The sequence below is a fragment of the Pseudomonas sp. GW823-FHT04A03 genome, assembly GCF_058796615.1.
Map to the genome: position 1 here is coordinate 104,119 of NZ_JBXAIV010000015.1, position 21,547 is coordinate 125,665.

Genomic DNA, 21,547 nt, shown 5'->3' on the forward strand with positions numbered 1-21,547 from the left:
GTTTGTGTAGCGATGGCCTCATCATTTATGCATCGGATCGTCCCAGAACGGCCGCACCGATTCATGTTCGACGTCGGCACGGCTGACCCCGATGTCCTTCAACGCTTCGTCGCTCAGACTGGCAAGCAACTCGCGTTCGCGGTGAAGTTCGTACCAGCGGCTAAACTTGTGCAGCAGATCGGAAATCAGATGGACCGGCACTCTGTCATCGCTCACATACACTTTTTGACCTTTCATCGTATTGCCCTCCTTTAGGGATGGCTCAAGTCTCGCGCCGGCGCTACGATCAATCCAACGAATGTTTCTGATGGCATGCATCACGGAGATTCATCAATTGTCGGCGTACCCGAGTATCGATACTGATGTCCTGCGCACCTTTGTCGCGATTGCCGATCAGGGCGGCTTCACCCGCGCCGGCGAAATGGTCAACCGCACCCAATCGGCGGTGAGCATGCAGATGAAGCGTCTGGAAGAGGACGTGTTGCAGCGCCAGTTGTTCGAGCGCGACGGGCGTCAGGTGCGCCTGACTGCCGAGGGCCAGGTGTTGCTTGGCTACGCGCGGCGCATCCTGAAACTGCACAGCGAAGTGTTCAATACCCTGCGCGAGCCGCACATGGTCGGCACGGTGCGGATCGGCACGCCGGACGATTACGTAATGCGGTTCTTGCCGGGGATCCTGTCACGCTTTGCCCAGTTCTATCCGCTGATCCAGATCGAAGTGCATTGCGAGTCGACCAAACAATTGCTGCAACGCACGGATCTGGATCTGTCGATCGTCACCCGCGAGCCGGGCAACGAAATTGGCCAGTTGCTGCGCAAGGAGCGCTTCGTCTGGGCCGAGGCGCAGAATTTCAGCGCCCACGAACAGACGCCGTTGCCGCTGGCGATGTTCAACAGTGATTGCTTCTGCCGCCTGTGGGCCTGCAACGCGCTCGACGCGATGGGCCGCGAATACCGGATCGCCTACAACAGCACCAGCCTGTCGGCGTTGATGGCTGTGGTGAGCGCAGGCCTGGCGATCACCGCGCAGCTGGAAAGCCTGATCACCCCGGATCTGCGGATTCTCGGCGCCGCCGAAGATCTGCCGCTATTGCCCGAGGCCAGCATCATGCTGATCCGCAACCTCAACAATCCGTCGCCGATCACTGAATGCCTGGCCGAGCACATCGTCGAAGGCTTCAAACTTTAAAGGCGAGCATCACTGCGCACAGCACCAAAAACCCGCAGAACAGCCCGCGCAGGAGTTTTTCCGGCATCGCGTGGGCCACTTTCACGCCCCAACTGATGCTGGCCAGACCGCCGATGGCCAGCGGCAGGCCAATCATCCAGTCCACTTCGTGGTGTACCGCATACGTCACCAGCGTGACGCCGGTGCTCGGCAATGCCAGCGCCAGCGACAGGCCCTGAGCGACCACTTGAGTAGTGCCGAACAGACTGGTCAGCACCGGCGTCGCCACCACCGCCCCGCCGACTCCGAACAAGCCGCCCATGGTGCCCGACGCCGCGCCGAGCACGCCCAGCCATGGCCATGAATAACGCATCTCGGATGTCGCTGCCGGACGCGCGCCAAACATGCGCACCAGGTTGTAGGCCGACAATGCCACGAGGAACGCGACAAAACCGATGCGCATGGTTTGCGCGTCGATACCCACGGCCCAGATCGAGCCGATCCACGCAAAGCAGAATCCCATCACCGCCAGCGGCAACGCATGGCGGAGTTCGATGCGATTGCGCTGGTGATAACGCCACAACGCCAGCATCACGTTCGGTACCACCATCACCAGCGCCGTGCCTTGAGCGATCTGCTGATCGAGCCCGAACCACACGCCCAGCAGCGGAATGGCGATCAGCCCGCCGCCGATGCCGAAGATCCCACCCAATGTGCCGAGGGCAGCGCCAAACAGCAGGTACAGCAAAAACTCGATCACAGCAGAATTCCTCATACGTCAGGTGACTCATCCTACGCAGTCGGCGCTGGCACGGAAACGCACAGCAACGCACAATGGCTATGCCAAATCCGCATAGGCGCTGAGCCGACTCATGAATCCCAATCAATTGACCGAACAACTCGGGCTGTTTCTCGATGTACTGGAGAGCGGCAGTTTTTCTGCGGCTTCACGCCGACATCCGCTGACGCCCTCCGCCGTTGCCCGGCGCATCGACAGTCTGGAAAGCGCTGTCGGCAGCCAGTTGTTTATCCGCAGTACTCACGCGGTGCGCGCCACGCCGGCCGGCCTGGCGTTTGCCGAACGGGCGCGACGGATCGTTGCCGAGCTGCAACTGGCCCGGGCGGAAGCGGTGTCCCTGAGCAGCGCGCCGGAGGGTCTGATTCGGGTGGATGCGCCGGCGGCCTTCGGGCGGCGGCATCTGGCGCCGGTGATTGCCGATTTTCTGGTGCTGTATCCGGGACTGGACGTGCAATTGCATCTGATCGACAGCTTCGTCGACATGGACGGTTCAAACCTGGGCAAGGTCGATCTGGTGTTGCGCGCCGGGCAAATGGCCGACACCCGACTGGTCGCCACACCATTGGCGAGCATGGTGCGCATCGCCTGCGCCAGCCCCGACTATCTCAAGCGCCGGGGCGTGCCGAGCGAGCCAGCTCAACTGGGCGAACACGACGGCCTCGATTGGGACGGCCTCGCCCCGCCCTTCGCCTGGCGCTTCGAACAGAACGGGCAGATGCAATTGCACCGCCCGGCGCGGGTGCGCATGAGCGCCAACAACGCCGAGGCTCTGGTTTGCGGTGCGCTTGCGGGACTAGGGATCGCGCATCTGCCGACCTGGCTGGCCAGCGAATACCTGTTGCGCGGCGAGTTGCTGCCGCTGTTCTGTGAAAACGGCCTGCCAAAACCGGAGAGCACCGGCATCTATGCGCTGCGACTGGAGCAACAGGCCAGCTCCCGCAGCCGCCTGCTGCTGGAATACCTCAAGACCCGGTTCAGCCCCGTGCCGCCGTGGGATCTGGCCCTGCAACGTGAGTTGGGCCGGCATTGACCGACCTGCCACCGGGCACAATTGTCTGGCGCATTAAAGATTCGAGCGCTAGATTCATCTGCATCACCGTTCAAGGCACCGACATGACCACCGACCGCGACACCACCGATCACTGCGAAGACCTGCTGCTCGACAATCAGGCCTGCTTCGCCCTGCATTCCACTTCGCTGATGATGACCAAGGTCTACAAGCCGCTGCTGCAAGCGCTCGGCCTGACGTATCCGCAATACTTGGCGATGATGGTGCTGTGGGAAAAGGATGGTTTGACCGTCGGAGAAATCAGCACGCGTCTGCTGACCGATCCGGGCTCGCTGACTCCGCTGCTCAAGCGCCTGGAAGGTGAAGGTTTGCTCAGCCGAACCCGCAGCCGTGAGGATGAGCGTGTGGTGATCGTCGAATTGACCGCGCAGGGCCGCGCCTTGAAAGACAAGGCTCGAACCGTTCCACAGTGCATCCTGGGGGCCAGTGGCTTCACCCTGGAACGTCTGCAAAATCTGCAAGCTGAGTTGCAGGCCTTGCGCGGTCATTTGCAGGACAGCCTCGCTTAACACTTCCCCCTTCCCTGTGGGCGCAGCCTTGCGCCTGCGGGCGAATCGCACCGTCACCGCTGATCCCCGAAAAAATTTTCCTCTCGTCTTACATTAAAAAAACCTTCTATATCAAAAGCTTGAGATCACGACCCTGCCCGATTCAAGTGCCGATTCGCGCTTTCTTCAAAAATTTATCTTGCGCGCTAAATATTAGCGAAGTACATTTACTTCGCACTTAGTTAGCGCGCAAACAATTAGCGCAACCAACCACACTCAATGAGGCTCACACCATGCAAACTCTCTACACCGCAATCGCAACCTCCACTGGCGGCCGTGACGGTCGTGCGATCTCCAGCGACAACATCCTCGACGTCAAACTGGCCACCCCGAAAGAACTCGGCGGTGCCGGCGGCGCGGCTACCAACCCTGAGCAACTGTTTGCCGCCGGCTACTCGGCCTGCTTCATCGGCGCCCTGAAATTCGTCGCCAGCCAGACCAAACGCAAAATCCCGGACGACGCTTCGATCACCGCTCACGTCGGCATCGGCCAGATTCCTGGCGGTTTCGGTCTGGACATCGACCTGCACATCAGCCTGCCGGGCCTGGAACAGGCTGACGCACAAAGCCTGGTCGACGCTGCCCACCAGGTCTGCCCGTACTCCAACGCCACTCGCGGCAACGTCGATGTGCGTCTGCACGTCACCGTGTAATCACTGACACTCAGGCCCGTACAGGAAATGAACATGAACACTTTCAGCAAAGTCTTGACCGGTACCCTTCTCGCCCTGTCCATCCACAGCGCATTTGCCGGGGAGGTTGAACACAACACCCAGGCGTTTCTCGATGTGCTGAATGCCGGCACCGGCAAACCGATGGAACAGCTGACACCCAAGGATGCCCGCGCCGTTCTGACCGGCGCGCAGTCCGGGGTCAAACTGACGCTGCCCAAGGCAGACGTCAGCGAGAAGACCATCCAGGTCGATGGCCAACCGTTGAGCCTGACCATCGTCCGGCCGGCCGGGGTCAAGGGCGAGCTGCCGGTGTTCATGTTCTTCCACGGCGGCGGCTGGGTGCTGGGAGATTTCCCGACCCACGAACGTCTGGTGCGGGATCTGGTGGTCGGCTCGGGTGCGGCGGCGGTGTTCGTCAACTACACCCCTTCGCCGGAAGCGCATTACCCGGTGGCGATCAACCAGGCTTACGTCGCGACCAAATGGGTGGCCGAACACGGCAAAGAGATCAACGTCGACGGCAAGCGTCTGGCGGTGGCGGGCAACAGCGTCGGCGGCAACATGGCGGCAGTCGTCGCCTTGATGGCCAAAGACAAAGGCACCCCGGCGATCAAGTTCCAGGTACTGCTGTGGCCGGTGACCGATGCCAATTTCGACACCGGTTCGTATAACCAGTACGCCGAGGGGCACTTCCTCACCCGCAACATGATGAAGTGGTTCTGGGACAACTACACCACCGACGCCAACCAGCGGAACGAGATCTACGCCTCGCCGCTGCGGGCCACGACCGCGCAGTTGAAAGGTCTGCCGCCTGCACTGGTGCAGACCGCCGGGGCCGACGTACTGCGTGACGAAGGTGAAGCCTACGCCCGCAAACTCGACGAAGCCGGCGTGCCGGTGACCTCGGTGCGCTACAACGGCATGATCCACGACTACGGTTTGCTCAACGTGGTCAGCCAGGTGCCGGCAGTGCGTTCGGCGATGCTGCAGGCCTCGGAAGAACTGAAGCAGCACCTGAAGAAGTAATTTTCATCAAGCACAAAAAAGCCCGACTCAATGGTCGGGCTTTTTCTTTCCGCAAAAAGCAGTGCTTATTTGGCACGGCCTTTGTAGGAACCGCCTTCGCGGGTATCGATCTCGATCATGTCGCCGATTTCGATGAAGTCAGCAACCGACAGCTCGGTACCGTTCTTCAGTTTGGCAGGCTTCATCACCTTGCCGGAAGTGTCGCCGCGAGCGGAACCTTCGGTGTAGTCAACCTGACGCACGATGGTGGTCGGCAGCTCTACGGAAACCAGACGGCCTTCGAAGAATACGGCTTCGCAAACGTCGGTCATGCCTTCTTCCACGAATGGCAGAACGCTTTCGATGTCTTCGGCGTTCAGCTCGTACATGGTGTAGTCGGTGGTGTCCATGAACGTGTAGGAGTCACCGCTGATGAAGGACAGAGTCGCTTCTTTGCGATCCAGGATCACGTCGTCCAGCTTGTCGTCCGCACCGTAAACGGTTTCGGTCTTGTAACCGGTCAGCAGGTTCTTCAGCTTGGTCTTCATGATCGCGCTGTTACGGCCCGATTTGGTGAATTCAGCTTTCTGAACCAGCCAAGGATCGTTGTCGATACGGATCACGGTACCGGGTTTGAGTTCTTTACCAGTTTTCATTGCGAATATCCGAATTTGGATGGGATTTACAAAAATCTAGGCCGCGTATCATATCCAATTTCGGTAAAACTGTACCAGCGCCGTCGCAAGATCCGCCTGCAAGGCCTGTTCCAGACACCACGCGCGGGCATTTTCCTGCAGTTCGGGCCAGTGTTTGCGGGCCTCAAGCCAGTGGTCGCCGATAGGCTGCCCGGCACTCCAGGCACGCCAGAGACCGTTCATCGCCTCGGCGGCAGCCGGCGAGAGGCGTTTTGTATAGAGCGCAAGGAAGGCGTCGAGCTTGTCGAGATGGATGTCTTCGTCCTGCTGATAGATGTGCCACAGCATCGGCCGCCCCGCCCATTGCGCCCGGACAAACGAGTCCTCGCCGCGCACCGCGTTGAAATCGCAGCACCAGAGCAATTGATCGTATTGATCCTGACGGACGAACGGCAGCACCTGTACGGTTAGCGCCTGACGATCATGTGTGTCCCCGACCGCCAGCGACTCGACCCCGAGCCAACGAGCGACATCGCCGAGAATCCGTCCTTCCGGCACCAGCAGATGAGTGGGTGTCGAGTCCGCCGCCAGCACATCCAGCCAGCTGGCGAGTCCGGCATTCTCGTAGGCAAACAGCGAAATCAGCTGCGCATCGGGTGCAGGAACGATCCCCAGACCGTGCAGGAATTGTCGCTGAGCCTCGGGATCCTGCTGAAATTGCTGACGCCGCTCCAGCAAACCGCGTTCACGCAACAAGCCACCGGTCCCCGGCTGAAATCCCGGAAAGAAAAAGTACTTCTGCACCGACTTGTACTTCACCGAAGGCAACCCGTGGCAGCCGACCACCCAGTCTTCCGCGCTGAGGTAGTCGAGGTTCATCCACAACGGCAGTTTCTCCCGCGCGGCCATGGCGTCCATGTAGACGCTCGGCAACTGGCAGGCAAACGCAGCGATCACCACATCGGCCGCGTCTGCCTCCGGCCATTCGGTCGGCCAGTGCCGGACTTCGACGCCCTGCTGCCATTGCTGATCGAAGCCGATGTCGATTTCGGGGCAAAGTCGCTCGAAGGCGCGCAGGTCATCGACCCACAGCCGCACCGTCATCGCATGCTCGCTGACCAGTTGCCGGGCCAGACGCCAGGTCACGCCAATGTCGCCGTAGTTGTCGACGACCGTACAAAAAATGTCCCAGCGGGTGTTCAGTGGCGGCATTCAAGGCTCCCGTTGGCAAAAGCGCCAATTGTCCGCATAAATGTCTCCATGCAGAAGAGCCGACGGCAATTAATCTTCGTGCGACAATCGCCACTCGCCCGCATTCATCCGCCAGGAGGCACCCATGCCCTATCGTCCCAACCCGCGTCGCCCCTTGCCTGTTCAGCTTAGCGCGCTGCAATTGACCGGTAGCATTGCCTTGGGTCTGTGGCTGGGTTTCCTGGCCATTGCGCTGACGTGCTGGCTCGCTTCACGCTTTTACTTCAATGAACAACTGGCGCCGGTTGCCCAGGCCGTGCAGCAACTGGCCAATCCACCCGCCGTCCGAGTGGTGCCGGACATTCCGCCGCAGAGTCCGTTGTTCGAGCAGTACGAAGAAAACCTGCGCAAGAACGAGCAACAGGCACGCCTGGATCAGGCCCGTGGCAGCACACGTAATCTGTCGAACCCCAAATGCCAGTTCTGGCTGCAACAGGATCAGACGGCCCCGAGCGAAAAAAGCCGCGCCAACGTCCTGCAATTCTGCGATTGATCATGAATAAACAGACGGTTCACCAACTGATTCTCGACAAGTTGCGCGTCGACCTCGACATCGCCGAACGCGCGGCGCAAACCGCTTACGAAACCGCGACCCACGAAGAGAACATCGCCGAAAACAAGTACGACACTCTGGGTCTTGAGGCGTCGTATCTGGCGGCGGGCCAGGCGAAACGGGTCGAGGAAATTCGTCAGTCACTGGCGCTGTGCCAGAACCTGACGCTGCGCGCCTATGACGATCAGCGGGGGATTGAAATCGGCGCCCTGCTCGGTCTGGAAGACGAAAAGGGTCGCGAACAATGGCTGTTTCTGGCGCCGGATGCGGCGGGTCTGAAAGTCGACGTGGTGGGTCAGCCGATTACCGTCATCACCCCGCGCTCGCCGCTGGGCAAAAGCCTGCTGGGCAAGTTCGAGGGTGACGAGGTGGAGATTCTGGTGGCGGGCACCCGGCAACAGTTTGCTGTCACCGAGGTGCTGTAGACAGGGGCTTAGTGAACCGGCAGTTCGACGCCTTCGAACAGCTCTTCCAGTTCCTGCTTGTTGTGGCACTGAATGGCCTTGGCCATGACTTCGCGGGTCAGGTGCGGCGCGAACTTCTCGATGAAGTCGCACATGAAGCCGCGCAGGAAGGTGCCGCGACGGAAACCGATCTTGGTCACGCTGGACTCGAACAGCTCGCTGGCGTCGAGCACCACCAGATCGTTATCCAGTTTGGTGTCGACCGCCATTTTCGCCACGATGCCAACACCCAGACCCAGACGCACGTAGGTTTTGATCACGTCGGCGTCGGCAGCGGTGAACACCACTTTCGGCGTCAGGCCGCGATGGCTGAAGGCTTCGTCGAGTTTCGAACGGCCGGTGAAACCGAACACGTAAGTCACGATCGGGTATTCGGCCAGCGCTTCGAGGGTCAGCTTCGGCAGCTTGGTCAGCGGGTGGCCCTGAGGCACGACCACGCAACGGTTCCAGCGGTAGCACGGCATCATTACCAGATCGCCGAACAGCTCCAGCGCTTCGGTGGCGATGGCGAAATCGACGGTGCCGTCAGCGGCCATCTCGGCGATCTGCATCGGCGAACCCTGGTGCATGTGCAGCGCCACGTCAGGGTATTGCTTGATGAAGTTGCTGATCACCGGCGGCAGTGCATAACGTGCCTGGGTGTGGGTGGTGGCGATCGACAGGGTGCCCTTCTTCTCGTTGGAGAACTCCTGGGCGATCTGCTTGATGCTTTCGACCTTGCGCAGAATCTCACCGGCAGTGGTGATGATGCGCTCGCCGGCCGGAGTGACGCGGGTCAGGTGCTTGCCGCTGCGGGCGAACACTTCGACGCCCAGTTCGTCTTCCAGCAGGCGGATCTGTTTACTGATGCCCGGTTGCGAGGTGTAGAGGCTTTGGGCTGTAGCGGAAACGTTGAGGTCGTGGTGCGCCACTTCCCAGATGTAGCGCAATTGTTGAAGCTTCATATGAATCCCTCAAAGCAGGTAGACGCCACGGGCATCAGCGACGGTATATAACTATATTAATGGTTTGAAGAATAAATCTAGAACTTTTTTATCAAAGTGCCATTATTCCTGCCTCAGCGATCCTCCCGACGCCGACGCTCCACCAGCGGCACCAGATAAACCGGCACCTTGGACAATTGCAGCAGCCGGGCTGCCGTTCGCCCCAAAGGTGTTTCCGCCCCGACCCCGTGGCTGTGACTTCCTACGATCAGCAAATCGACAGAGAGTTTCTGTACCTGATCGAGAATCACCTGTGACGGATCGCCCTGCAGCACCCGCACCGCGCGTATCCGCTGCAGGTCCTGCTCGCCCTCGTCCCCCAGCTCTTCACGAAAACTGTCGAGCACCCGCTGCTCGATATTGGCGATGACGGTTTTCAGACCCTGACTGTGAAATTCGTTCAACGCCTGTTCGTCGAGATAGCTCTGCAACACCGATTCGGCAAACAGCCCCATGGGTTCCACCGCGTGCACCACGTACAGATCGGCATTGAACGTTCGCGCCATCGCCAGGGCATGCTGCATCACTAACGGTGCGTACAGACCGAGGTCAGTGGCATACAGCATCGAACGAATCATGTGACCTCCTCGCGCTCCAACATGGCGGAGATTTGATTCAGCTTAGCAGTGCCTTGGCGAGTACGACGTGCGACGCAACGTCTTGAACCACGTGGGCTTTAGACCGCCGGTTCGTTGCTGATGCCGTGGGGCACGTGACCGGTCGCCACGACTTCCCGGGCCAGCTCGCAGTGGCCGGCCTGATCGTCGAAAAACACGTCGGCGGCGAAGGCTTCGAGGAACGCCGATTTGGTCAGGCCACCGAGAAACAGCGATTCGTCCAGACGAATGTCCCACTCGCGCAAGGTGCGGATCACCCGCTCGTGAGCCGGGGCCGAACGCGCGGTGACCAATGCGGTGCGGATCGGGCACTCCTCATCGGAGAACTCGCGCTGCAACAGATTGAGCGCCGCCAGAAAGCCCTTGAACGGCCCGCCGCGCAACGGTTCGCGCGCGGACTCACGCTCCTTGGCCTGAAAGGCTTCGAGGCCACCGGATTGATAGACCCGCTCCGACTCGTCGGAGAACAGCACGGCGTCACCGTCGAAGGCGATGCGCAATTCATCGCTGGCCGCACGACTGGCGCCGCCGGACAGAATGGTCGCCGCCGCGAAACCGGCATCCAGCGCAGCGCGCACATCTTCGGCGTGGGTGGAGAGAAACAGGTCGCAACCAAAAGCCTTCAGGTACGGATAAGGACTGCGCCCGCCGACGAACGCCGCGCGGGAAATCGCCAGGCCGTAATGACCAATGGAGTTGAAAACGCGCAGGCCGGTATCAGCACTGTTGCGCGACACCAGAATCACCTCGACCCGGGCGCGGCCAAGGCGACTGTTGAGGTTGAGGAGTTTTTCCACCAGCGGAAAGGCATCGCCCGGCGCAAGGATTTCGTCTTCGTGATCGATCTGATATTGCCGATAGGCTTCGACGCCACTCGACTCATACACCTTGTGGCTTTCGCTCAGGTCGAACAGGGCACGGGACGAGATCGCCAGCACCAGTTTGTCATCGATGTTCTTGGCCATGCCTTACCCCCAGTGCGACCGGTTTAAACGTTACGCCGGTCGATAAAGCTCAATGTGCGGTACAACGATTCGATACGCGGCAACTCGCAGCCTGCCGCTTTTGCCGCCGCCAAAGGACGAGCGTAGATCGCCTCCAGCTCCAGCGGTCGCTTGTGCAAAAAGTCGTGGTACATGCTCGGCCAATAGTCGGGCATTTTCTCGGTCATCATGAACAGGTATTCGGCGTAACCGGGCGGCATGTCGTGACCGCAGGCCTTGGCGCCCTGCACCACTTCGGCCATCAGTGCCTGAATCAAGGCGCGGCTGTCCGTGTCGGCCATCAACGGCGTGGTGCTGGCACCGAGCAACACCGAAAGCCCGTTGTAGGGAATGTTCCACACCAGTTTCTGCCAGCGCGCCTGATGCAGGTTCGGCATCGCCTGGGAGTCGAGGCCAGCGGCGCGGAACAGGCCGGCGCCCTCCTCGACGATTGCCATGCGCGCCGCGTCATCCGGTGCCGGACCGCTGTGGTAACCGACGTTCACCGCCCCCAGCGCCTGATGGGTGATCTGCCCAGGCCCTTCGCGGTGGACGCAGATCAGGCACAAACCGCCGAGCAAGTGCAGGGAGTCGGGCAACAACGCACGCAAGCTGTCTTCGACGTCGAGGCCGTTTTGCAGTACCAGCACTTTCGCGTCGGGTTTCGCCGCCTGAATGATCGACGGCGCCAGTCCGGCATTGCTGGTGGTCTTGGCGCCGACCAGCAGCCAGTCGCAGGGCGGCATGTCTTCAGCCGACGAATAGGCCTGCACCGGGTTCAGCGTCAAGGCGCCATGCACGGCACTGTCCACCTGCAAGCCGCGCTCGGCGACGGCGGAAAATTCACTGCGCAACAGAAAATGCACATCGAACCCGGCCCGGGCCAGCATCACCCCGTAAAACCCTCCGATGGCGCCGGTGCCGATAATCCCCACCACCGGTTTGTTCACTGCTCCCATCACGGCAACTCCTCTGCAATTCGACCCAGCGCCTGCGCCACGGCTGCGTTCAGCTCATCGACATTCAGGCGCGTGTGCACTGCCCCAAAGAACTCGCCGTCGCGCACCACAAACAGCGCCGGCAAATGAAAGACCTGATAACGCTCGACCAGTCCGCCGTTGTCACCGGCATCGATCCAGCACAGGCGATCGACGGCCAGATCGAGCCCCGGCAACACTTCGCGGGCATAGCGGCAACTGGCGCAGCCGACGCTGGTGAAGATCACCAGCGAAACGCCGTTCATCGCCAGCAGCCGTTGGTCGGCGTCAAAATCGGTCAGCTGCGATTCGACCACTATACTGGGGGAAACAATGTCAAATGGCCGACACAGGGAGTCTGTGCTCATGGGACGGTTTATTCCTCATCCGGATGATGTGCCCGTTGAATTGACCTTGCTCACACCGGAGTGTATTTCGCGTCAACGGCTGCACACTATCAGCCTCGGCGGCATCGCTTGCAATTACCACCGTGCCTGGCGCCATGGCACAGCGCTGCAAGTGCGCATGCCGACCATCAATGCCGATTTCGCCTATCCGGGCTATGTGGCCTGGTGCCTGCGTCGTAAAAAAGGTTATCTGGTGGGCATTGCGTTCACTGATGAGCAGACGCTGTTCAGCGCGCGAATGGGTGAGCAGGTGTGTCAGATCGAGCGCTATTGCCGAATCAACGATGCCCACGATGATCTGCAGGATATCCAGGCGCGCGCCCTGCAATGGGTCGAGCAACACGCCGAAGAGTTCTCCCACGACAGCGTTCGCAAGGCTTTTGCGTAAGCAGAGCTGGACTGAACAGTTACTTGCCCATTGTCTAGCAGGCGTCTAACGCGATAAGGTTCGGCTCCCCGACGCGCTTAAATCCGCTGTGCTCCGCCGCGCGGGGATCGCTGGCGGCCGGCACCCGTGACCTGACGAGTAAACGATGGCTGATTTACCGATCAACGACCTGAACGTCGCTTCCAACGAGACCCTGATCACTCCCGATCAGCTCAAGCGTGATATCCCTCTGAGCGACGCTGCCCTGCGCACCGTCACCAAGGGTCGCGAGGTCATCCGCAACATTCTCGATGGCACCGACCATCGTCTGTTCGTGGTGATCGGCCCCTGCTCGATCCACGACATCAAGGCTGCCCACGAATATGCCGATCGCCTGAAGGTGCTGGCGGCAGAAGTCTCGGACACCCTGTATCTGGTCATGCGCGTGTATTTCGAAAAGCCACGGACCACCGTCGGCTGGAAAGGCCTGATCAACGACCCGTATCTGGATGACTCGTTCAAGATCCAGGACGGTCTGCACATCGGTCGCCAGTTGCTGCTGGACCTGGCCGAGAAAGGCCTGCCGACCGCCACCGAAGCCCTCGACCCGATCTCCCCGCAGTATCTGCAGGACCTGATCAGCTGGTCGGCCATCGGCGCACGGACCACCGAATCCCAGACCCACCGCGAGATGGCTTCCGGCCTGTCCTCGGCGGTCGGCTTCAAGAACGGCACCGACGGCGGCCTGACCGTGGCGATCAACGCCCTGCAGTCGGTTTCCAGCCCGCACCGCTTCCTGGGCATCAACCAGGAAGGTGGCGTGTCGATCGTCACCACCAAGGGCAACGCCTACGGTCACGTGGTGCTGCGCGGCGGTAACGGCAAGCCGAACTACGATTCGGTCAGCGTCGCCCTGTGCGAGCAGGCGCTGAACAAGGCCAAGATCAAGCCGAACATCATGGTCGATTGCAGCCACGCCAACTCCAACAAGGATCCGGCCCTGCAACCGCTGGTGATGGAGAACGTTGCCAACCAGATCCTCGAAGGCAACCAGTCGATCATCGGCCTGATGGTCGAGAGTCACCTGAACTGGGGCTGCCAGGCGATCCCGAAAGACCTCGCCGACCTGCAATACGGCGTGTCGATCACCGATGCCTGCATCGACTGGTCCGCTACCGAAAACACCTTGCGCAGCATGCACGCCAAGCTCAAGGACGTACTGCCGAAACGTCAGCGCAGCTGACAGCCGTTTCGCAGGCATAAAAAAACGCCGGGCATTGCCCGGCGTTTTTGTGTGTGCGGTGAGGTCAGTCAGATCTTGGCGGTGCGCCGCTGATGACGCTCCATGTAACGCTCCACATAGGAGCACGATGGAATGACCGTGTAGCCCATTTCATCGGCGTACTGCAACGCCCGTTCGGTCAGGGCTGCCGCGATGCCTCGGCCACGCAAGGCGTTGGGCACGAAGGTGCGGTAGATATCCAGGGTCTGTTTCCCCAGATCCATATAGGTCAGGTAGGCACGATGACCGTCCACATTGGTCTCGAACTGATGACCAGCCTGGTCATGGTGGATGGACAACGCCTCGCTCATCACTACTCCTCGCGGGTCTCGAATTCTGACCCCTACCTTACCGATGTTTTCCCGGCGAAGGAACATCTACGCCACCCCGTGCCTGATGGACACCGAGAAGAACTGCACCGATCTCGCGCAACCCGAGCACGTATCAAATAGTAGGCACCATTGGCGAAAATGCTCAAGGTACGCTCGTCATCATGCAGATTGACGGGGCAGTTCCGGTGGACTCAGGGCCGGTTCGGGAGACGATCTTCCCGAGCCGAAAGGCTGAACATCGCCGGATGTTGAGACTTAAGACGAGCCCCCTGTTTTAAAGTCACCTCAACATAGACAAAGATATGCGAGGCGCTGCGCAAATTCGCAACAAAAGTGTGGACGAATCCATATAGGCAGACTTTAGCCACTACCTGCAAAACAACCCGCAGCAACGGGAACTTTTTCTCATTAACTCGCTCAGCTCGCGGCTTCCAGCTGGATATTTTTTATACAGCGCAGTTAAAAGTTGCTCGAAAAAGAATCAACGCCTACAATTTTTTTTGCTTCTTGCCTCACGTCAGTTTACTTACTACAAGTAATGGGTAGTATGTACGCCGGCTATTTCCTCAATCGGAGGAGACAGCCACTTAATTGAAAGTCCTTGAAGGGGAACACGATGAACAACGTTCTGAAATTCTCTGCTCTGGCTCTGGCCGCAGTTCTGGCTACCGGTTGCAGCAGCGCATCGAAAGAAACCGAAGCACGTCTGACCGCTACTGAAGACGCAGCTGCTCGCTCCCAGGCTCGTGCAGACGAAGCTTACCGTAAAGCTGATGAAGCTCTGGCTGCTGCTCAAAAAGCACAACAGACTGCTGACGAAGCTAACGAGCGTGCTCTGCGCATGCTGGAAAAAGCTAGCCGCAAGTAATAGTCCTTCGGGATTGTTATCAAGCCGACCCATTTTTTGGGTCGGCTTTTTTGTGCCTGCAGTTTTCTGCGGGCAATAAAAAACCCGCCGCTGCGCAAGCCTCGGCGGGTTTTGTCTTTCAGCTTATTGCTGCAGGTCGATCGGTGCGCTGGAAACCATCGGCGCCGAGGTGTTCGGCGTGCCGATTTCGGTTGGCAGACCATCTTCGGCTGCCACCACATCACGCACCACATCCCAGTCCATGCGCAGGTTGTTGGTGATGTCTTCACGCTTGAGCATCGCGTTGATCACGGCGGTGTGCTTGTCGACCACCGACGGGTTGCCCTTGTCGTCGATCGGCGTGTGCGCTTCGAGGTAGATCTTGCCGCCACTGCGACCGAACTTGTACGCGTCGTTGAGGATTCGTACCGAAGTCCCCACTGGCACCATGCCCGCCATTTCCAGCACGTTGTTGTTGAACATGCGGAAGCAGCCGTGGCTGGTGCGCATGCCGATGCCGAACTTCTTGTTCGAGCCGTGGATCAGGTAGCCCGGCGTGCCCAGGGTGAACTTGAACGGGCCCAGCGGGTTGTCCGGACCGGCCGGCACCACGTTCGGCAGCGGATCACCATCGGCGGCGTGTTCAGCCTTGATCGAGGCAGGCGGCGTCCAGGTCGGGTTCGGGGTCTTGGCGGTGATCGTGGTGTGCGCGATCGGAGAGCCCCAGCCTTCACGACCGATACCCAGCGGGAAGGTGTACACCACGTTCCGGCCTTTCGGGAAATAGTAGAGGCGGTATTCGGCAAGGTTGATCACGATACCTTCACGCGGGCCCGGCGGCAGGATGAAGCGGGTCGGCAGAACGATTTCGGTGCCTGCGCCCGGCAACCAGGCATCGACGCCCGGGTTGGCCGCGACCATTTCCGAATAACCCAGATCGTAGGTGGTGCCCAGATCGGCAAAGGTGTCTTCGTACTTGGCCTTGATCACCTGCACCTGGCCGATGATGTCCTCACCGGGTGGTGGCAGTGGAAACTCCAGGGCGGCAACGGGACCGGCCACACACAGGGCGGCAAGAGACAGGCAGCGGGTGACGGCAGGAAAACGCGGCAACATCCGGAGAATCCTTCGCAAGATCGACAAGGTAATAAGAACGCGATTGTACACCGCGCCCAGGGAATTCGGGGAGATGCGCCGATGGGCTGGCATCACTCTTCATGATTGAAGCTGCCGCAAGCTCCGACTGCGTTCGGAAGAATGGTTGCGTTTAAAGCTCGAAACGCAACTCGGGCCAGATCGGCGAGGTGCCGCGCTTCTGCGATTCGAGGATCGCCCGGCACAGCGAGCACAGGCGCTGATCCTGAAACACCCGGCGATCCACGCTCGACCAGCGCGGTTGCGCCGGCAGCAGACTGCCGCACAGGGTGCGGTCCGCCGAGCCACCGAGTTCCAGTTGACGGGTCACCAGATGCACCCGCACTTCCTGGCAGGCGAACAGATCCAGCTGTTCGTCAGGCTCGATCAGTTGGTAGGCAAACAGGGACCAGGCAGAACGCGGCATCGGGGGCTCCAAATTAGGGGGCGCCACATTAGCCGAAAGCCTGCCGCTAGAAAAGCCTCATAGCAGCGGTTTTAGCGTCGGCCAGACATTTTCCAGCAACTTGCCCTGAGCCCCGGCCGCCGGGTGCAGACCGTCGGCCTGCATCAAGTCCGGATGCCCGCCCACACCGTCGAGGAAAAACGGCACCAGCGGGATTTTTTTCTCCTCGGCGAGTTTGCCGTAGACCTCGGCAAAGGCATCGGTGTAGCGCTTGCCGTAGTTGGGCGGCAATTGCATGCCGAGCAACAACACCTTGGCACCGCTTTGACGCGAGCTGTCGATCATCGAAGCAAGATTTTGTTGCAATTGCGTCGGCGGCATTCCGCGCAGGCCATCGTTGCCGCCCAATTCGAGGATCACCAGTTCCGGCTTGTGCTCTGCAAGCAGCGCCGGCAGCCGTGCCTGGCCTCCGGCACTGGTGTCGCCACTGATGGACGCATTGACCACTTTGTCGTCAAAACCTTCGGTCTTGAGCCGCTGTTCGAGCAACGACACCCACCCCAGCCGGGTATCCAGTCCGAAACCGGCGCTGATACTATCGCCAACGATCAGGACTGTACCCGCCGCTGCGTTCTGGGCCATGCACATCAAGGCCAGGCCAGCACTCAAAAACCACACACGCATCGGATTCTCCATGGGCGCAAGCATTCTCACCGCGAAGAACCTTAGCAAAGTGGTTCCCAGCGCGGAAGGTGAACTGACCATCCTGCACGAACTCAGCCTGGAACTGAACAAGGGCGACAGCCTGGCCATCGTTGGCGCGTCCGGTTCCGGCAAATCCACCCTGCTCGGCCTGCTCGCCGGCCTTGACCTGCCAAGCAGCGGCGAAGTGACGCTTGCCGGGCAAGGCCTGAGCAATCTCGACGAAGACCAGCGCGCGCGCATTCGCGCCGAACACGTGGGTTTCGTCTTTCAATCTTTCCAGCTGCTCGACAGCCTCAACGCGCTGGAAAACGTCATGCTGCCGCTGGAGCTCGACGGCCGCAAAGACGCGCGAAGCCGCGCCACCGAACTGCTGCAACGGGTCGGCCTCGGCCAGCGCCTGACTCACTCGCCGCGCCAGCTCTCCGGTGGCGAACAACAGCGCGTGGCGATTGCCCGGGCCTTTGCCGCCGAGCCGGACGTGCTGTTCGCCGACGAACCCACCGGCAACCTCGACAGCCACACCGGCGAGCGCATCAGCGACTTGCTGTTCGAATTGAACAAGGAACGCGGCACCACCTTGGTGCTGGTGACCCACGACGAACGTCTGGCCCATCGGTGCCGGCGTCTGATCCGTCTTGAAGCCGGCCTGTTGGTCGCACCTCTGGAGCCTTGATGGCACGTCTGCCGCTGTTGCGTCTGTTCAGTCTCGCCCTGCGCCAACTGATGCGCGATGCCCGCGCCGGTGAGCTGCGGGTGCTGTTTTTCGCCTTGGTCGTGGCGGTGGCGGCGAGTACCGCCATCGGCTATTTCGGCGCCCGCCTCAACGGCGCGATGATGCTGCGCGCTACCGAGTTTCTCGGCGCCGACCTGTCGCTCGAAGGCAGCTCGCCGGCCCGTCCGGAACAGATCAGGAGCGGCACCGAGCTGCGTCTGGATCATGCGCAGGTGGTGGAGTTTTCCAGCGTCATCGCCACGGACAACGGCATTCAGCTCTCCAGTATCAAGGCTGTCGACCGGGCTTATCCGCTACGCGGCGAACTGAAAAGCGCCCCCGCCCCCTACGCGACAGAGGAAACCGGAGGCGAGCCTCAGCCCGGTGAAGCCTGGGTCGAAGCACGCCTGCTGACGGCGCTGGACCTGAAGATCGGCGACAGCATCGACGTCGGCATGAAGACGCTGAAACTGACGCGAGTGCTGACTTACGAACCGGATCGCGCCGGCAACTTTTACAGCCTCACGCCACGAGTACTGATCAACCTCGACGACCTCGCTGCGACCGGCGTGGTGCAACCCGGCAGCCGGGTGAATTACCGCGAACTGTGGCGCGGTGAGCCTCAGGCGCTGGAAACCTATCGCCAACTTATAAAACCGGGCCTCGCCGCCAACCAGCGGATTCAGGATGCCCGCGATGGCAACCGACAAATTGGCGGTGCACTGGGCAAGGCCGAACGTTATCTGAACATGGCCAGTCTGGTCGCCGTGCTTCTGGCCGGTGTCGCGGTGGCGCTATCGGCCAACCGCTTCGCCAGTCGGCGTTTCGATGCCAGCGCCCTGCTGCGTTGCCTGGGTCTGTCGCGCCGGGAAACCCTGGTGCTGTTCAGTCTGCAACTGACGGTGCTCGGCCTGCTCGCCAGCCTCAGCGGCGCCCTGCTCGGCTGGCTCGCGCAATTGGGATTGTTCGCGCTGCTGCATGATCTGCTGCCGACCGACGTACCGCCGGGTGGCTTGCTGCCGGCACTGGCCGGCATCGGCACCGGGCTGGTGGCGCTGGCCGGTTTCGCCCTGCCACCGCTCGCCGCACTGGGCCGCGTGCCGCCGTTGCGGGTCTTGCGCCGGGACATGCTGCCGATTCCGTCGAGTACCTGGATGGTCTATGGCGCGGCACTCGGTGCGCTCGGGCTGATCATGTGGCGTCTGAGTCTGGACCTGCTGCTGACATTCGCCCTGCTCGGCGGCGGTGTGGTCGCCGCGCTGGTGCTCGGCGGCTTGCTCCTGTTGCTGCTGCAAAGCCTGCGTCGCCTGCTCGCCCGTGCATCCCTGCCGTGGCGTCTCGGTTTGGGTCAGTTGTTGCGCCATCCTTTGGCGGCCGCCGGCCAGTCATTGGCTTTCGGGCTTATCCTGCTGTCCATGGCTTTGATTGCACTGCTGCGCGGTGAACTGCTCGACACCTGGCAGAACCAGTTGCCGAAAAACGCACCCAACTATTTCGCCCTGAACATCCTGCCGGCCGACAAACAAGCCTTCACCGATCACCTGATCAATGTCTCGGCCCAGGCCGCGCCGTTGTATCCGGTGGTGCCGGGACGGCTGATCAGCATCAATGGAGAAGCGGTGCAGCAGATTGTCAGCAAGGATTCGGCCGGCGACCGCGCGATCCAGCGCGACCTGAGCCTGACCTGGGCGGCCGACCTGCCGGCGGGCAACAAGATCACCGCCGGTTCGTGGTGGACCGGCCAACCTTCGGATGACGTTCCGGGCGTTTCGGTGGAAGGCAAGGTGGCCGAGAGTCTCAAGCTCAAGCTGGGCGATCACATGGTGTTCAACGTCGGCGGGGTCAATCGCGAAGCGAAGGTCACCAGCCTGCGGGAGATCAACTGGGACAACTTCCAGCCGAACTTCTTCATGATCTTCCAGCCCGGCACCCTGAAGGATCTGCCGGCGACCTACCTGACCAGCTTCTATCTGGCACCCGGTCACGATCAGCAGATTGTCGAGCTGTCGCGAGCATTCCCGGCGGTAACCATCCTGCAGGTCGAAGCCTTGCTCGAACAGCTGCGCAGCATCCTCGCCCAGGTCACCCTGGCGGTGGAGTATGTGCTGTTGTTTGTGCTGGCGGCGGGGATGGCCGTGCTGTTTTCCGGGCTGCAGGCAACCCTGGATGAACGTATTCGCCAAGGGGCGCTGTTGCGTGCGCTGGGGGCCGAGCGGCAATTGCTGATCAAGGCGCGACGGATCGAGTTCGGTTTGCTCGGCGCGGTCAGCGGATTGCTCGCGGCGATCGGTTCGGAAGTGGTGAGTCTGGTGCTGTATCGCTTCGCCTTCGACCTGCCGTGGCATCCCCATCCGTGGTTGCTGCTGTTGCCGTTGATCGGCGCGGCGCTGATCGGTGGCGCCGGCGTGTTCGGCACGCGGCGTGCGCTGAACGCCAGCCCGCTGACAGTGTTGCGCGAGGGTTGATAGACTCCAGCCGTCTTAATCAAAAGAAGTAACCATGAGCCGTTATCGCCCTCCCCGCACCGCCGGCACCGCGCTGATCACCCCCGAAGGTGAAGCGCGGATGCGCGCCGAATTCCATGAGCTGTGGCATGTGCGGCGCCCACAGGTGACGCAGTCGGTCAGCGAGGCGGCGGCTCAGGGAGATCGTTCGGAAAATGCCGAGTACACCTACGGCAAGAAAATGCTGCGCGAGATCGACAGTCGCGTGCGTTTTCTCACTAAACGCCTCGAAGCGTTGAAAGTGGTCAGCGAAAAACCGAGCGATCCGAACAAGGTCTACTTCGGCGCCTGGGTGACCATCGAAGACGAGGACGGCAAACAGTCGCGCTATCGCATCGTCGGCCCGGACGAACTGGACCTGAAACTCGGCCTGATCAGCATCGACTCACCGCTGGCCCGCGCCCTGATCGGCAAGGCGCTGGATGCTGAAGTGCGGGTACAGGCGCCGACCGGCGAACAGTTCGTCTACATCGTGGCGATCGAATATCCCTGACGCTCAGCGCCGGGTGATCAGGCCCTGGCGTGCGACGCGGGTCAGTTGACGAATCATTTCGGGCGCCTCTTCAAGGCTCGGCGCCTGAATGACGGCCAGATCAAAACTGTCATCGGCAAAACGCGCCAGCGACTCACCGTCTTCGACGAACTGGATCAGGAATGCGGCAGGACCGCCGCTGCGGCGTGGCCAGCCATCGAGATAACGCAACAGCGTTGGCTGATGTTTGCCGCCAAGCAGGATTTTCGGATTGCGCTGGGTGATGTGTGCCGTGATCGGCGCGGGACGTGCTGGAGGGCGTAGTGCATTCATCGTGTCGTGTCTCTGCCTCAAAAGTCTGCATGGCAGGTGAGAGGCAACACCGAACCAGCGCTTTAGCGGTATTTCGAAGCCCTGTTCCGGCTTCTGACGGCAACTGAAGAATAGTCACCTGGCGCCCCGCAAGTAGCTGTTTAAATCGGCGCATGAGCGGCATCCTAGAGAACGTGACCGGCCAGTGTCAAGAATCAGCCGCAACAAAAAAGGCCCGCACAATGCGGGCCTTTTGCTTGAGCCTGTCTCGTCCTGAATAAGGTTTACACCTTCTGGCTTCTTATCAGGAGGGTGCAATGGATTCGGGCACAAAACGCAGT

At 60.7% G+C, this 21,547-nt stretch carries 27 protein-coding genes; 13 read left to right on the forward strand and 14 right to left on the reverse strand.

Annotated features, from left to right (window positions below; all coding sequences use genetic code 11):
- Positions 1–21: 21 nt before the first annotated feature.
- Positions 22–237: a DUF1127 domain-containing protein gene (locus AC1Q9F_RS26675; protein WP_085700039.1), complete on the reverse strand. Its 216-nt coding sequence runs from the start codon at positions 235–237 to the stop codon at positions 22–24.
- Between the two features lie 97 nt (positions 238–334).
- On the opposite strand from AC1Q9F_RS26675, the gene AC1Q9F_RS26680 reads away from it, so the two are divergent.
- A complete protein-coding gene (locus AC1Q9F_RS26680; protein WP_007955701.1) occupies positions 335–1,189 on the forward strand; it encodes a LysR substrate-binding domain-containing protein in 855 nt (284 codons plus the stop codon).
- Here the strand turns inward: AC1Q9F_RS26680 and AC1Q9F_RS26685 are convergent.
- Positions 1,179–1,928 carry a sulfite exporter TauE/SafE family protein gene (locus AC1Q9F_RS26685; RefSeq protein WP_085744971.1) on the reverse strand — a complete coding sequence of 250 codons (750 nt, stop codon included), beginning with the start codon at positions 1,926–1,928 and terminating at the stop codon, positions 1,179–1,181. The genes AC1Q9F_RS26680 and AC1Q9F_RS26685 overlap by 11 nt on opposite strands.
- A 112-nt stretch (positions 1,929–2,040) precedes the next feature.
- On the opposite strand from AC1Q9F_RS26685, the gene AC1Q9F_RS26690 reads away from it, so the two are divergent.
- The 4 genes from AC1Q9F_RS26690 to AC1Q9F_RS26705 all read left to right on the forward strand — a co-directional run bounded on the left by AC1Q9F_RS26690 (position 2,041) and on the right by AC1Q9F_RS26705 (position 5,284).
- Positions 2,041–2,997, forward strand: a complete 957-nt coding sequence (locus AC1Q9F_RS26690) for a LysR family transcriptional regulator (RefSeq protein ID WP_492621266.1) — start codon at positions 2,041–2,043, stop codon at positions 2,995–2,997.
- An 83-nt stretch (positions 2,998–3,080) separates the two neighbouring features.
- Positions 3,081–3,545 (forward strand): MarR family winged helix-turn-helix transcriptional regulator, encoded by a 465-nt coding sequence (locus tag AC1Q9F_RS26695; RefSeq protein ID WP_047295464.1) that lies wholly within the window; start codon positions 3,081–3,083, stop codon positions 3,543–3,545.
- A gap of 272 nt (positions 3,546–3,817) precedes the next feature.
- Positions 3,818–4,237 (forward strand): organic hydroperoxide resistance protein, encoded by a 420-nt coding sequence (locus AC1Q9F_RS26700; protein WP_034155242.1) that lies wholly within the window; start codon positions 3,818–3,820, stop codon positions 4,235–4,237.
- A 33-nt stretch (positions 4,238–4,270) separates the two neighbouring features.
- Positions 4,271–5,284 (forward strand): alpha/beta hydrolase, encoded by a 1,014-nt coding sequence (locus AC1Q9F_RS26705; RefSeq protein WP_492621265.1) that lies wholly within the window; start codon positions 4,271–4,273, stop codon positions 5,282–5,284.
- 65 nt (positions 5,285–5,349) lie between these two features.
- Here AC1Q9F_RS26705 and AC1Q9F_RS26710 read toward each other — a convergent pair whose 3' ends face one another.
- Together AC1Q9F_RS26710 and earP are read right to left on the reverse strand one after the other, a co-directional pair.
- A complete protein-coding gene (locus tag AC1Q9F_RS26710; protein ID WP_007955690.1) occupies positions 5,350–5,919 on the reverse strand; it encodes an elongation factor P in 570 nt (189 codons plus the stop codon).
- Between the two features lie 48 nt (positions 5,920–5,967).
- Complete coding sequence (gene earP, locus AC1Q9F_RS26715) at positions 5,968–7,110, reverse strand: elongation factor P maturation arginine rhamnosyltransferase EarP (protein WP_492621264.1); 1,143 nt, start codon at positions 7,108–7,110, stop codon at positions 5,968–5,970.
- Positions 7,111–7,234: 124 nt separating this feature from the next.
- Between earP and AC1Q9F_RS26720 the strand changes: the two genes are divergently transcribed.
- Positions 7,235–7,642, forward strand: a complete 408-nt coding sequence (locus AC1Q9F_RS26720) for a hypothetical protein (RefSeq protein ID WP_492621263.1) — start codon at positions 7,235–7,237, stop codon at positions 7,640–7,642.
- Positions 7,643–7,644: 2 nt separating this feature from the next.
- The gene (locus AC1Q9F_RS26725) at positions 7,645–8,127 is read left to right on the forward strand and encodes a GreA/GreB family elongation factor (protein WP_074687988.1); all 483 of its coding nucleotides are present in this window, start codon (positions 7,645–7,647) and stop codon (positions 8,125–8,127) included.
- A gap of 8 nt (positions 8,128–8,135) precedes the next feature.
- Here AC1Q9F_RS26725 and cysB read toward each other — a convergent pair whose 3' ends face one another.
- From cysB to AC1Q9F_RS26750, 5 genes are all read right to left on the reverse strand, one after another.
- Entirely contained in the window at positions 8,136–9,110 is a 975-nt protein-coding gene (gene cysB, locus AC1Q9F_RS26730) for an HTH-type transcriptional regulator CysB (protein WP_007955684.1), read from the reverse strand.
- A gap of 113 nt (positions 9,111–9,223) precedes the next feature.
- Positions 9,224–9,727, reverse strand: a complete 504-nt coding sequence (locus AC1Q9F_RS26735; protein ID WP_007955683.1) for a universal stress protein — start codon at positions 9,725–9,727, stop codon at positions 9,224–9,226.
- Between the two features lie 98 nt (positions 9,728–9,825).
- Positions 9,826–10,731 carry a 5'-nucleotidase gene (locus tag AC1Q9F_RS26740; RefSeq protein WP_007955682.1) on the reverse strand — a complete coding sequence of 302 codons (906 nt, stop codon included), beginning with the start codon at positions 10,729–10,731 and terminating at the stop codon, positions 9,826–9,828.
- Between the two features lie 23 nt (positions 10,732–10,754).
- The gene (locus tag AC1Q9F_RS26745; protein WP_262159978.1) at positions 10,755–11,711 is read right to left on the reverse strand and encodes a putative 2-dehydropantoate 2-reductase; all 957 of its coding nucleotides are present in this window, start codon (positions 11,709–11,711) and stop codon (positions 10,755–10,757) included.
- Positions 11,708–12,094, reverse strand: coding sequence for a thioredoxin family protein (locus AC1Q9F_RS26750; RefSeq protein WP_492621262.1), 387 nt, complete (start codon positions 12,092–12,094; stop codon positions 11,708–11,710). Before AC1Q9F_RS26750 ends, AC1Q9F_RS26745 begins: the two co-directional genes overlap by 4 nt.
- Between AC1Q9F_RS26750 and AC1Q9F_RS26755 the strand changes: the two genes are divergently transcribed.
- The gene (locus AC1Q9F_RS26755; protein ID WP_007955677.1) at positions 12,093–12,521 is read left to right on the forward strand and encodes a PilZ domain-containing protein; all 429 of its coding nucleotides are present in this window, start codon (positions 12,093–12,095) and stop codon (positions 12,519–12,521) included. The genes AC1Q9F_RS26750 and AC1Q9F_RS26755 overlap by 2 nt on opposite strands.
- Positions 12,522–12,666: 145 nt before the next feature.
- The gene (locus tag AC1Q9F_RS26760) at positions 12,667–13,743 is read left to right on the forward strand and encodes a 3-deoxy-7-phosphoheptulonate synthase (RefSeq protein ID WP_007908583.1); all 1,077 of its coding nucleotides are present in this window, start codon (positions 12,667–12,669) and stop codon (positions 13,741–13,743) included.
- A gap of 68 nt (positions 13,744–13,811) precedes the next feature.
- Here the strand turns inward: AC1Q9F_RS26760 and AC1Q9F_RS26765 are convergent, their stop codons facing one another.
- Positions 13,812–14,093 carry a GNAT family N-acetyltransferase gene (locus AC1Q9F_RS26765; protein ID WP_007955658.1) on the reverse strand — a complete coding sequence of 94 codons (282 nt, stop codon included), beginning with the start codon at positions 14,091–14,093 and terminating at the stop codon, positions 13,812–13,814.
- Between the two features lie 637 nt (positions 14,094–14,730).
- Between AC1Q9F_RS26765 and oprI the strand changes: the two genes are divergently transcribed.
- A complete protein-coding gene (oprI, locus tag AC1Q9F_RS26770; RefSeq protein WP_003183784.1) occupies positions 14,731–14,982 on the forward strand; it encodes an outer membrane lipoprotei OprI in 252 nt (83 codons plus the stop codon).
- 123 nt (positions 14,983–15,105) lie between these two features.
- Here the strand turns inward: oprI and AC1Q9F_RS26775 are convergent, their stop codons facing one another.
- The 3 genes from AC1Q9F_RS26775 to AC1Q9F_RS26785 form a co-directional block, all read right to left on the reverse strand.
- On the reverse strand, positions 15,106–16,077 hold the full coding sequence (locus tag AC1Q9F_RS26775) for a L,D-transpeptidase family protein (RefSeq protein WP_007955657.1): 972 nt from the start codon (positions 16,075–16,077) through the stop codon (positions 15,106–15,108).
- Between the two features lie 151 nt (positions 16,078–16,228).
- Positions 16,229–16,522: a hypothetical protein gene (locus AC1Q9F_RS26780; protein ID WP_007955656.1), complete on the reverse strand. Its 294-nt coding sequence runs from the start codon at positions 16,520–16,522 to the stop codon at positions 16,229–16,231.
- A 57-nt stretch (positions 16,523–16,579) separates the two neighbouring features.
- Positions 16,580–17,185, reverse strand: a complete 606-nt coding sequence (locus tag AC1Q9F_RS26785; protein WP_007955652.1) for an arylesterase — start codon at positions 17,183–17,185, stop codon at positions 16,580–16,582.
- A gap of 10 nt (positions 17,186–17,195) precedes the next feature.
- On the opposite strand from AC1Q9F_RS26785, the gene AC1Q9F_RS26790 reads away from it, so the two are divergent.
- Genes AC1Q9F_RS26790 through greB form a run of 3 tightly spaced genes read left to right on the forward strand, consistent with a single transcriptional unit; the run spans position 17,196 to position 20,915 of the window.
- A complete protein-coding gene (locus AC1Q9F_RS26790; protein WP_007955651.1) occupies positions 17,196–17,879 on the forward strand; it encodes an ABC transporter ATP-binding protein in 684 nt (227 codons plus the stop codon).
- A complete protein-coding gene (locus AC1Q9F_RS26795) occupies positions 17,879–20,383 on the forward strand; it encodes an ABC transporter permease (protein ID WP_492621261.1) in 2,505 nt (834 codons plus the stop codon). The genes AC1Q9F_RS26790 and AC1Q9F_RS26795 overlap by 1 nt, the downstream gene beginning before the upstream one ends.
- A 34-nt stretch (positions 20,384–20,417) precedes the next feature.
- On the forward strand, positions 20,418–20,915 hold the full coding sequence (gene greB, locus AC1Q9F_RS26800; protein WP_492621260.1) for a transcription elongation factor GreB: 498 nt from the start codon (positions 20,418–20,420) through the stop codon (positions 20,913–20,915).
- Between the two features lie 3 nt (positions 20,916–20,918).
- On the opposite strand, the gene AC1Q9F_RS26805 is transcribed toward greB, so the two are convergent.
- On the reverse strand, positions 20,919–21,227 hold the full coding sequence (locus tag AC1Q9F_RS26805) for a hypothetical protein (RefSeq protein WP_085607170.1): 309 nt from the start codon (positions 21,225–21,227) through the stop codon (positions 20,919–20,921).
- Between the last annotated feature and the right edge of the window lie 320 nt (positions 21,228–21,547).